The organism is Streptococcus sp. UMB1203 (genome assembly GCF_030217725.1).
Classification (GTDB): domain Bacteria; phylum Bacillota; class Bacilli; order Lactobacillales; family Streptococcaceae; genus Streptococcus.
On the sequence record NZ_JASOOK010000041.1, the window covers coordinates 1 to 9,236 of the forward strand.

The 9,236-nt window shown below is 40.1% G+C and carries 8 protein-coding genes and 1 other annotated feature; all 8 genes read right to left on the reverse strand.

Going from position 1 to position 9,236, the window contains the following annotated elements:
* Positions 1–162: 162 nt before the first annotated feature.
* The 8 genes from ileS to ftsA all read right to left on the reverse strand — a co-directional run bounded on the left by ileS (position 163) and on the right by ftsA (position 9,006).
* Complete coding sequence (ileS, locus tag QP439_RS08460) at positions 163–2,955, reverse strand: isoleucine--tRNA ligase (protein ID WP_285389495.1); 2,793 nt, start codon at positions 2,953–2,955, stop codon at positions 163–165.
* A 45-nt stretch (positions 2,956–3,000) separates the two neighbouring features.
* Positions 3,001–3,213, reverse strand: a binding site (T-box leader).
* Positions 3,208–4,083, reverse strand: a complete 876-nt coding sequence (locus tag QP439_RS08465; protein ID WP_350224148.1) for a DivIVA domain-containing protein — start codon at positions 4,081–4,083, stop codon at positions 3,208–3,210. It overlaps the preceding feature by 6 nt.
* Before the next feature lie 8 nt (positions 4,084–4,091).
* Positions 4,092–4,877, reverse strand: a complete 786-nt coding sequence (locus QP439_RS08470) for a YlmH family RNA-binding protein (protein ID WP_285389499.1) — start codon at positions 4,875–4,877, stop codon at positions 4,092–4,094.
* On the reverse strand, positions 4,874–5,137 hold the full coding sequence (locus QP439_RS08475) for a YggT family protein (RefSeq protein WP_004257761.1): 264 nt from the start codon (positions 5,135–5,137) through the stop codon (positions 4,874–4,876). Before QP439_RS08475 ends, QP439_RS08470 begins: the two co-directional genes overlap by 4 nt.
* Complete coding sequence (locus QP439_RS08480) at positions 5,137–5,670, reverse strand: cell division protein SepF (protein WP_004257765.1); 534 nt, start codon at positions 5,668–5,670, stop codon at positions 5,137–5,139. Before QP439_RS08480 ends, QP439_RS08475 begins: the two co-directional genes overlap by 1 nt.
* A gap of 9 nt (positions 5,671–5,679) precedes the next feature.
* A complete protein-coding gene (locus QP439_RS08485) occupies positions 5,680–6,351 on the reverse strand; it encodes a YggS family pyridoxal phosphate-dependent enzyme (protein ID WP_084927181.1) in 672 nt (223 codons plus the stop codon).
* A 4-nt stretch (positions 6,352–6,355) separates the two neighbouring features.
* Complete coding sequence (gene ftsZ, locus QP439_RS08490) at positions 6,356–7,609, reverse strand: cell division protein FtsZ (protein ID WP_285389505.1); 1,254 nt, start codon at positions 7,607–7,609, stop codon at positions 6,356–6,358.
* Between the two features lie 17 nt (positions 7,610–7,626).
* A complete protein-coding gene (ftsA, locus tag QP439_RS08495; protein WP_261034508.1) occupies positions 7,627–9,006 on the reverse strand; it encodes a cell division protein FtsA in 1,380 nt (459 codons plus the stop codon).
* Between the last annotated feature and the right edge of the window lie 230 nt (positions 9,007–9,236).

Consider the following 9,236-nt stretch of genomic DNA (forward strand, 5'->3'; position numbering starts at 1 on the left):
ATCAAAAAAGAAAGGACGAAATTTGTCCTTTCTCGGTTTTAGCTTTTATTCAACCCACTACAGTTGACAAAGAGCCTCAAAAACTTGATACAATGCGTTTTATAGTCTATAAGATTAGTTGCCTTTTCTTCTCAAATTGAGTTTTCCCTAGACTTTTCAACCTTATTTCTCTTCAAATCCTTCTGCGACTGCGTCTGCAAAGTTTTCTTCTACAATGCTTGCACAGTGGTCACAGATGACTGCGTGGTAGCTGCGTTCTGCTGTTGTTGGGTCGATACGACGGCAACGGTCACACACTTCACCTGCAGCGCGTTCAACTGTAAAGGCTACATCTTCGAAGCTAACGGCAGCTTCTGGAGCTGGTCCTTCTGCGATAGTCAAGTCTGACACGATCAAAAGTTGAGCTACATTGCTGTTTACTGCTTCAAGTAGAGTTTTCACCACTTCATTTGGATAAACTGTCAAGTGTGCTTCAAGCGATTTACCGATTACTTTTGCATTACGCGCTTCTTCCAAGGCTTTTTGAGCTTGTCCACGGAAGTCCATGAAGGCTGCCCATGTATCCAAAATTTCTTCTTGATTAGCAAAAGTTTCCGCTTCTGGCAATTCTGACAATTGAACGAAGTCTTCAGCTTCAAATTCTAAATATGACCAGATTTCTTCCGCAGTGTGAGGAAGGATAGGTGTCAAGAGTTTGGTGATTTTGACAAGAATGTCATAGAAGACAGTCTGCATTTGACGGCGTTCCAGTGATTTAGCACCTTCGATGTAAACAACATCTTTAGCAAAATCAAGGTAGAAGGCTGACAAGTCAACGTTGATAAAGTTCACCAAGGCCTTGTAGATTGTCAAGAATTCAAAGTTTGCGTAAGCATCACGAATGGTCTTGACAAGCTGGTTAAAGCGAATAGTCATGTACTTATCAACTGAACGAAGTTCATCGTAAACTACTGCGTCTTGAACTGGGTTAAAATCAGATGTATTGGCAATCAAGAAACGAAGGGTGTTACGAATCTTACGGTAAGTTTCAGATACTTGGCTCAAAATATCCATAGAGATACGCACATCGTTGCTTGAGTCAACACTTGTTACCCAGAGACGCAAGATTTCAGCACCGAATTGTTTTTCAACATCGCTTGGAGCAATGGTATTTCCAAGAGATTTAGACATCTTCTCACCTTTACCATCAAGGGCAAAACCTTGTGACAGAATTTGTTTGTAAGGTGCTACGCCATGATTGGCAACAGATGTGATGAGTGATGAGTTAAACCAACCACGGTATTGGTCAGAACCTTCTAGGTAAAGGTCTGCTGGATAAGTCAACTCAGGACGGTTTACTACAACTCCATTCCATGATGAACCTGAGTCAAACCAAACGTCCATGATGTCTGTTTCTTTCTTGAACTCGCCATTTGGTGAACCTGGATGTGTAAATCCTTCTGGCAAGAGGTCTTTGGCATCACGTTCCCACCAAATGCTTGAACCATGTACTTCAAAAAGTTGAGCCACGTGTTCAATGGTTTCAGCAGTCATGATAGCTGTACCGTCTTCAGCGTAGAAGATTGGAAGTGGAACACCCCAAGCACGTTGACGAGAGATAACCCAGTCACCACGGTCACGAATCATATTGTACAGACGGACTTTACCCCATTCTGAGTGGAATTTCACTTTTTCAATTTCATCCAAGATTTCTTGACGGAATTTAGAAACTGAGGCAAACCATTGTGGTACTGCACGCCAGATGATTGGTTTCTTAGTACGCCAGTCAAATGGGTATGAGTGAGAGATTTCTTCTTGGGCAAGAAGGAGGTTACCAAGTTTTTCAATAACAGTTGGAACTACCTTTTCATAGAATTGACCTTCAAACTCAGGACCAGCATTCTTCATCATGATACCACGTTCGTCAACAGTCACTGCGACTTCAAGACCATTAGCAATACCAACATTGTAGTCGTCCTCACCAAAACCAGGGGCTGTATGGACAATACCAGTACCAGAGTCAGTCGTAACGTGGTCACCAAGGATAACCAATTCATCTACAGCTGTATCCCATGGGTGTTCTGTAACGATGTGGTTGAGTTCTTGACCACGGTAAGTTGCCAAAACTTGAACATCAGCCCAACCAAATTTTTCAGACAAGCTAGTCAATAATTCTGCAGCAACCACAAACTTACGAACTTCACCAGCAGGTTGAACCAAAACATAATCAATATCTGCACCAACAGTCAAACCACGAGAAGCAGTGATTGTAAATGGAGTCGTTGTCCAGACAACAATGTAAGTATCTGTATCAAGAATACCTTTGCCATCTTTTATCTTGTTGGCATAGTAAAGGGAAGTTGAAACCAAATCATGGTATTCAATCTCTGCTTCAGCAAGGGCAGATTCAGATGACCAAGACCAGTAAACTGGCTTGGCACCACGGTAGATATAACCCTTATTAGCCATCTCACCGAAGACACGGATTTGGGCTGCTTCATAATCAGGAGTCAGGGTCACATATGGATTTTCCCAGTCGCCAGAAACACCCAAACGTTTGAAGTCTTCACGTTGTTTATCTACTTGTGAAAGAGCGTATTCACGGCAAAGTTTCAAGTACTCAACCAAGTCCATTTCTTTACGTTTGACACCTTGTTTTGCCAAAACTTGCTCGATTGGCAGACCATGTGTATCCCAACCTGGAATATATGGTGCATAAAATCCTGACATAGATTTTGAACGAACAATGATATCTTTTGAAATCTTGTTCATAGCGTGTCCAACGTGGATATTTCCGTTCGCGTATGGAGGGCCATCATGCAAGGTGAAATGAGGTTTTCCTTGGTTCAATTCTTGACGACGTTGATAAAGTTTTGCGTCTTCCCATTCCTTTTGCCAAACTGGCTCTTTGGTAGGAAGGCCTGCACGCATTGGGAAAGCTGTTTTCCCAAGGTTAAGGGTATCTTTGAGTTTCATGGTATCTCCTTTATAAATAATAACAAATTAAAAACCACGACTTCCAAAAAGGACGAAAATCGTGGTACCACCTTTATTCGGAAAAAAATCTGGTCTTTCTCCCTCTTATCCCGTAACGTGGGGAACGTCAAATCTTACTTTTTTCAGATTTGATAGTTTGAGAGGATAATCTTATCATTAGGGAATGCAGGACTCACACCATCTCCTGCTCGCTGGAAATATAAGGATAAGATATTGTTCTCAGATCATTTCTTATAAAATTGTAACAGATTCTTGCGGTGCCGCAAAACCTGGTTCTGAGTTTACAGCTTCAGTAGCTGGTGTTGGTCCTGTGTAATGGCTTGGAGCTACCTCTGGCTCTTCATACATTGGACCAACTGGATGAGCTGGACTTTCTTCAGCAACCGGAGCTGGTGAAACCACTTGTTCTTGTTCAGCTCTTGCTTCGGCTTCCGCAAGTTCCTTATTAGCCGCTTCGATACGCGCTTGCAACTCTGCCATTTCCTCGGGAGAAAACTGACGAGTAATATCAATTGGTTCTTCCTCTGGATGTTGTTGTAAGACAGAGTCACCTAAGACTTCGCTTACTACTTCTTTGAAGGCTTCATCACTTGTCTGAAGATAAGTAGCTGTTGGACGAAGAATGTCTTCCCAATCTGAAGATTCAACAATTGCTAACTGGCTCTCAATTGTAGATTTGAGACGTTGATGGAAGACACGGCTCTTGTTCTTCAATTCTTCTGTTTCAACAGCAACTTTCTTAGCATTATCAGTTGCTTGACGAAGAATTTCATTTGCCTTGTACTTAGCTTCTTCCAACAAACGTTGTGCATCCTGCTCTGCTTGTTGGATAATATTGTTTGAGCGTTCAGTTGCAGCTTGTTTTACTCGCTCTGCTGTATCTTGTGCAATCAATACAGACTGGCTCAATGAATCTTTCATCTCATCAAAGTAAGACAAACGCTCTTCCAAACTCTTAATATGTAAATCCTTATCATGATTAGAGCGAACCAAATCTTCATAATCACGGACTACAATATCTAAAAATTCATCTACTTCTTCTTGATCAAACCCTCTAAAGCGTGTGCTAAAGGTTTTATCTTTGATTTCTAACGATGTAATTGGCATATTTTTCCTCACTTACTTAATAACAATTGGACCGTTAATTTCTTTTTATCTTTTTTTGTTTGCCCATTATCTCTAACGAGTTTCAATCGACCAAATTTCCTTACACTAAGCAGATCACCAACTTGAACTGCATAATCTGATTTTTCAACTAAATGGTAATTAACTTGGACTGCCTGTTTTTCAATTAACTGACTTGCCTGATTTCTAGACAGCTTGAAGACACCTGCTAGAAAAACATCTAATCTTGAACTAGCGATACAGATATCTAATTCTTGATAATCTTCTACTGTGGTAATTTTCTCAGTAAAATCCCGTTCTTCTAGACGAACCGGTAAACGAGCAATTTTCGTAATGCCGTCTTGAAAAAGGAGCATAAACTGTCGATTAATGATAATCTGTGCCCTCTCTTCGTTGACTAAGATATCACCAAATAGCTTCCTATCAATTCCCAGCTGATTTAAAACAGTCCCTAATATTTTTGAATGCGTTAGGCGTTCAAACTTATTAGGATAGACAATTTCTTGCAAGGAAAGTTCAAAATCAGAGAATTCCGGCTCAAAATAATCAGGATACAGGAGTACCCGTACATATTCAGTTTCAAGAAACTGCCGACTGCTCATGTAGGAGATGCCGTTGGTTGATGCTAGAACCTTTAAAATCTTTTCTTGATGGGGATTTACAAAGGGGGTTAAAAAAGGAGAATAAGAATCTTCTACCTTTTTTATCCATTCTACTCCCTTATCAATAAAAGACGAATCATTCTTAGAAAAGTGTTGATAAATCATCTTGTTCATAGAAAGATCACTAAAAGTCGAATCAACTGCTCCCCTAGGAAGTGAACTAGTAATACCGCAATCCAGACAGACAAGTCAAGACCTGCAATCTGGAGGGGTAAACGTTGCAAGGGAGCTATTATCGGTTTCACTAAACTAATAATCAAGCGTCCAAGACGTGATTCATAAGCATTGGGAAACCAAGACATCAGAGCAAACACGATTAAAATCAGTGAATAGATATCCACTGCATTTTGAACAAAACGAATGAGAAAGATCATTATCTCACTCTCGTACGTTTCATATCAAAGCCAAATTCACCATTTTGTGATTCATCTGGAATTTTGATGTCTTCAATATTGACAACAACATCAACTGGTGTCAGCAGGTACATAGTAGATGCTACCTTTTTCATGTTACCAGCTAAAACGTGACGCGCCCCATCCAGATAGTCCAAACAACGACGAGCTTGAACTTCTGTCATATATTGAAAATCAATCAAAATACTTTCGTTACCAGCTAATAAATCAACAATATCTGTGGCATCTTCGTATTTACGTGGATAACGAACATCAATTGTCACCTTATCAGTAGAACGTTGACTTTGCATAGCCAACTCTTGTTGACGGGCATGAAGACGAGTGATGTTTTTATCTTTAGATGGCGTGCTAGCAGCTTGTTGAGGCAACTCTTGAACAGAAGGGACTGGAGTCACAATCGGCTCTTCAGCTTTAGGCTGATATGTAGTACCAACTTCTTCTCCATCTTCTGTAAAATAATCTATAAATTTATCAAATCTATCTTTTAAAGACATATTTCTTTCCTATTTAAAAAATGCTGTACCAATTCTGACAAATGTTGAGCCAAATTCAATCGCTTCCTTATAGTCACGACTCATACCCATACTCAAGTCCGTCATTGGCATATTGGGAATTTGTTTTTCTCTAATTTCTAGTTGCAAATCCTGCGTAGCTTTAAAAATCTCTTTCAACTCATCACTACTAGCTTCAAAAGGAGCCATGGTCATCAAGCCTACATATTCAATTTTATCTAAGGTGGCCAATTCTGGCAAGAGTTCCAATAGTTCTTCCTTTGAAAAACCATGTTTACTCTCTTCCCTTGAGATATTTACTTGTAAGAAACACTTAACAACTCGGTCACTTCTTTTTTGAATTTCTTCTGCTAGCTTTAATGAATCCAAAGCGTGGAAATAATCAACATACTGAATGACATCTTTAACCTTGCGTCTTTGCAAAGTACCAATCAAATGCCAGGTAATATTCCGGTCTTTTAAAGCTTGATATTTCTCAAGAAATTTATCTACACGATTTTCACCAATATGATGCACACCTAGCGGAAGCAAAGCCTCCGCTGTCGGTACGTCTACATACTTTGTAACAGCAACAACCGAAACAGAATTGGCTTCTCTTCCTGACTGCTGACTTGCATCTTTTATTTGTTGAAAAACACGTTCTGTATTTGCTTTCAAATTCATTTACTTAACGATTTTTGAAAAATGGAGGAGTTTCTAATTCGTCCTCTTCTAAAGATGGTGCTTCGAAGCGTTCAACTGGTGATACAACTGAATCAGTTGGTCGAACAATTGTCTCACGACGCAAGTCCCAATCACCAAATGCTGAAGATTGAGAAGTTTCTGTACGGCGAGGTGCTGGACTTGGAATTTCTGCAGTTTCAGCCATATCAAACTGACGATTATGATTGTGTGCATGACTAGGACTTGCTTGTTCATGACGGACAACTTGTCTTGGTGCATGGCCCACAACTTTTTCCACACGATCTTGACGAACACCAGTTGCCACAACTGTAACACGAATTTCATCTTTCATGTTTTCATCGATAGATGTTCCGAGCCAGATGTTCACTCCTTGACCAGCTGCTTGGTTGACAATTTCTGATGCTTCTTCAGCCTCAATCAAGGTTAAATCAAGACCACCAGTAACGTTGACGATAACATCCTCAGCACCGTCAATAGTTGTTTCAAGAAGTGGTGAGTAGATTGCCTTACGAGCTGCTTCTACCACACGTTCTTCACCACTACCGATACCGATACCCATTAGGGCGTTTCCTTTATTTGCCATAACTGTTTTCACATCGGCAAAGTCAAGATTAATCAAACCAGGGTTTGTGATCAAATCAGTAATTCCTTGAACACCTTGGCGAAGTACGTTATCTGCTTCGCTAAGAGCTTCAAGAAGTGGAGTTTTCTTATCAACAATTTCAAGCAAGTTGTTGTTTGAAATAATCAATAGGGTATCTACATGTTCACGAAGTTGATTGATTCCTTCAACAGCAAATTGACCACGTTTGCTTCCTTCAAAACCGAAAGGACGTGTCACAACACCAACTGTAAGAGCACCCAAATCTTTAGCAATACGGGCAATAACAGGAGCCGCACCAGTACCTGATCCACCTCCCATACCAGCAGTAATGAAGACCATATCCGCTCCACTGATAGCAGCTGTCAATGTTTCTTCGCTTTCTTCAGCAGCTTTACGACCAACTTCAGGTTGACCTCCAGCACCCAAACCACGAGTCAATTTAGGACCCAATTGAATTACTGTCTCTGCTTTAGTACTACTCAAAGCTTGTACATCTGTGTTTGCTGCGATAAATTCTACGCCTGCAACACCTTCGTCAACCATGCGGTTAATGGCGTTTCCGCCACCTCCACCAACACCGATTACTTTAATAACTGCACCTTGAGCTGCTGCTGTATCAAATGAAAATGTCATAGTTTATTTTTCCTCTTTTATTCATCAAACATGCTTCCGATTAAGCCACGGAAACGATCTGCGATTTTTGGTTTATTTTGAGAAGATACTTTATCTTCTTTCGGAGCAACTACGTTCGTAGAAGCTGATGTCTCTACCTCAGTATTTTGAACTGGTTGAATTGGAGTAGGTTGTGCCACTTGCGTAACACGTTGAATCATCCCACCGAAATTAATTGGTTGGTGACGCAAGGTATCTTCACCCTTGACTGCTCGTTGTGCTAATAAATGCACTTCAGTCAATTGACCAGCAAATTCAGACAAGCTAATCACATGAGCAAAGGCAGGGTTACGGATTCCAACTTGATTTGGAACGTAAAGTTTGACACCAACACCAAAGACTTCCTGTGCAAGCTCTACAATACCTGGCAAAATAGCATTTCCACCAATCAGAACAATTCCACCTGGAAGATCCAATAAATGTCTTCTTTCCAACTCTTGTTTGATTTGTTCAAAAATGTGCTTAATGCGGGCTGAAATAATCTCTGCTAGGTAGCTTTCTGTAACTTCTACAGGCTCTACTTCACCAATTACTTCAACTTGGAAGGTTTCATTGCTTGCAAGCGACGGATAGGCTTCACCATAGTTTAATTTCAATCCTTCAGCTAGTTTTTGTGAAGTCTTCAAGACTTTAGAGATATCTTTTGTGACATAATCTCCACCTTCTTGAAGAATATTTGTAAACTGGAGTTCTTGGTTACGGATTGTAGCAACAGTTGTTTGACCTGCTCCCATATCAATCACAGTAGCTCCAAATTCACGCTCTCCTTCGTTCAAGACTGAACGAACCAAAGCCAATGGTGAAATAATAATATTTTCAACTTGAACACCTGAGCGCTCAACTGTCTTGCGTAAATTGTGAAGAATAGTACGTGGACCTGTGTAAAGCAAACCACGCATTTCAAGACGAACACCCATCATACCACGTGGGTCACGAATACCTTGGAAACCATCTACGATAAATTCTTCTGGAATAAAAGTAATGACTTCACGATCTGGTGTCATACTCTTTGTCAAGGCTGATTTGACAACATTTTCGACATCTTGATCTGTAATTTCTTTTGTATCAGATGTAACTGGAATCATACCTTGAGTTGGCTCTACTTGCAAAAGATTTCCAGGCAAACCAACATTCACTGATTTGATTGAAATGCCAGCTTTCTCTTCTGCTTGGGAAATAGCTGACTTGATAGCAGTTGCTGCTGCTTCAATATCAACGATAATCCCATCCTTTACACCTTTACTCTTGGCATTACTTACACCAATTACATTAAGTTCACCATTTCTAAGCTCGGCAACTAATACTTTAATCGAATTAGTTCCGATATCTAAGCCTGTAAAAAAACCATCTCTAGCCATTACATCGCATCCTCTCTCTTCCAAGTTTCAAACTTCTATTCAATATAGCTAAAATAGGGCATAGCTACTCACAGAATATTATAACACAAAAAATCCAATCGTGCTTAGTTTTTCCTAAATTTACTTACCATTTTTTTACATTCGCTCATCAGCTTTTTTGGCTCTATAATATTTGTAGTGGGTAAATCCCCTATGGATCTTATGGAGCCTTTTTTGTGTAGAAAAAAAGT

Excerpts from the sequence above, each read along its gene's own strand:
- ileS (WP_285389495.1), bottom strand. The coding sequence starts at position 2,955 with ATGAAACTCAAAGATACCCTTAACCTTGGGAAAACAGCTTTCCCAATG.
- QP439_RS08465 (WP_350224148.1), bottom strand. The coding sequence starts at position 4,083 with ATGCCAATTACATCGTTAGAAATCAAAGATAAAACCTTTAGCACACGC.
- QP439_RS08470 (WP_285389499.1), bottom strand. The coding sequence starts at position 4,877 with ATGAACAAGATGATTTATCAACACTTTTCTAAGAATGATTCGTCTTTT.
- QP439_RS08475 (WP_004257761.1), bottom strand. The coding sequence starts at position 5,137 with ATGATCTTTCTCATTCGTTTTGTTCAAAATGCAGTGGATATCTATTCA.
- QP439_RS08480 (WP_004257765.1), bottom strand. The coding sequence starts at position 5,670 with ATGTCTTTAAAAGATAGATTTGATAAATTTATAGATTATTTTACAGAA.
- QP439_RS08485 (WP_084927181.1), bottom strand. The coding sequence starts at position 6,351 with ATGAATTTGAAAGCAAATACAGAACGTGTTTTTCAACAAATAAAAGAT.
- ftsZ (WP_285389505.1), bottom strand. The coding sequence starts at position 7,609 with ATGACATTTTCATTTGATACAGCAGCAGCTCAAGGTGCAGTTATTAAA.
- ftsA (WP_261034508.1), bottom strand. The coding sequence starts at position 9,006 with ATGGCTAGAGATGGTTTTTTTACAGGCTTAGATATCGGAACTAATTCG.